Origin of the sequence: Bartonella sp. AP258QHHD, from assembly GCF_042196145.1 — a bacterium.
In the GTDB taxonomy this organism is placed as follows: domain Bacteria; phylum Pseudomonadota; class Alphaproteobacteria; order Rhizobiales; family Rhizobiaceae; genus Bartonella.
Genome location: NZ_JBHIPR010000025.1, coordinates 1 through 2,158 on the forward strand (window position 1 = coordinate 1; position 2,158 = coordinate 2,158).

1 protein-coding gene is annotated in these 2,158 nt (G+C 35.2%); it reads right to left on the reverse strand.

All coding sequences use genetic code 11. The annotated features are described in order from the left end of the window. Positions 1-968 precede the first annotated feature (968 nt). Positions 969-2,158: Vomp family autotransporter (locus tag ACFIMM_RS03120; protein WP_375682730.1), on the reverse strand; the 1,190-nt coding region annotated here is incomplete at its 5' end.

The window sequence follows — 2,158 nt, forward strand, 5'->3', positions numbered from 1 at the left end:
GTGTTTCTAAAATCAGGATTTGCTGAAAAAACAGGCGTAACATTCGATAAGAATGTAGCCGCTATAGCCAACGAAAGAACTTTAACAAAAGAAAAACGAGAACGTTTTAATTCACTCGCAGCTTGTGGGGCATATAATTTTTTCATAACAAACTCTCCAATGAAAAAACTTAAAAACACCTCCAAAACATAAAAAAGACACATTTTAGCATTATTGATGTCTTTGGAATTTAGAGTAGACGATCATTGCTTAGAGTGTGAACATTTTGAGTCTTTAGTTTTGTTTTGTTTGCGCTCTCTGTATTGAGACCTAAATGTTTGTCTTTTTGATTATGTTTTGTGGACATAAAGATGACACATTTAGAGTCTAAGTTTTTTAGTGTGCTTTTTTTCTAACTAAAAAGGGGGCTTTATATTTAATATTACTTTTTACTTGGTAGTGGTTACTATAAAATCCTTTGTACTAGGTTTTAGTATGTATTTTCCTAATTATAGACTTTATTTTTATTAGAAAGCATGGTTTTATTAATAATAAGTAAAGTAAAAAGAAATTGTAATATGTCCGGAATATATTCTTCTTTGGATAACTGGCTTTTTAGTTGGATTTTTTCTTTTTAATATATCATATAATGATATATGCGCGGTCCTGTGATGTACCTTTTATCTTTACGCACTACTTTTCCCCCTTTGAATTATTTTATCAAAATGAGTCTTACTAATATACATTTTCATACAGCTATAGGCTGTTCAAGGAAATAGCAACATAAAAATATAACTTTTTAGCAATATGGATTCTACTGTGATCTTTTTTCAACAAAATATAGAAAAATCTTCTATAAAACCTCACAGTTTATAGCCTCATCAAATATTATGCTTATCTCTAGATAAATACTGTCCGTCTGTAAAAAAACATCCACCCTTATTTCAATAAATAAGGGTGGATGTTTTGTTCTATTTTCGTTGTTCGTATTATTTTATTTTCAGAGTGATTGCACCACCTATGCCCCAATGACCACCAGCACTCGTGGCAGAGAGATTAGAGCGGATTTTTCCGTTTTCAGATGTATAACCAGCACCAAGAGCAAATGCGGATTGTCCACGCCATGCGCCGCTACCAAATGAGACACTCAAAGATCCCGGCTCGTCAAAGTAACGTAGGTTGGATACTGCTAGACCAACGGCGGCTGCTTGCCTTGCCTCTTTCCGTACGCTCTTAATGTCATAACTTAAAATATTAAACTTCATATCTGTATATCGGTCAGACCGATCAACAGCATCATCAATGGCATTAATAACAATATTATCCACCCGACTATCCGTATATTTTTTTGCATCATCGAGAACAATTTTCATCTGTTGCTGAGTGTAATCATGTAGTTGACCACCATTCACAGCTTCTTTCGAACCTTGTTCAATGCGACCATTGGCAACATTATCAATCATAACAGGTTCACTTTCGTTGCCACCTTTTAGAGTGATCTTATTGGTTTTTTTACCATCAGCATCTTTATCATAGTTAACTGCACCATCAGAAAGATTATTAACCGTGTTCTCAATATTATCAACTCTGTCTTCAATATTGAAAACCGTTTCACCAATATTCGTAACCGTAGTGGAAATATTGTCGACTCTGTTTTCAATATGCTTAATATCTTTTTCAACGCCAGTGATACGTTCGTTTGTTTCCCAAAGCTGTCCACCATTGACTGCATCTTTTGAACCTTCTGCAATTTTACCATCTGCTACATTGATAATCTTACTTGGTTGACCATCATGGCTAGCGTCATAAGCTTTTTTCTGCTCATTCCAATTTAAACCATTGGACGAGACATTGTTTTCAACACTTTGAATACGGTCGTTTATCTTAGACATACTCTCACTTACGCCGTCAAAAGCACTGGCAACGTTATGATAATCCTTCTTTTCACCAGAGCTCCCGTCAGCCTTGAATTGTGCTATCTTGAAAGTAGGAGCAGTCCATTCTCCATTATTATAGCCAGCGCCACCACCAAAATATGCAGCAAGCTGATTACTCATCAAATAAAGTTGCGAACCATTTATAGCATCGGTTGAGTTAGCAGAAATATCTCCATTAGCAAGAAACTTAATTTTGCTATTTTCTTTGTCTGCTCCATGCTGTGCTACAAATGCCTGCTCAT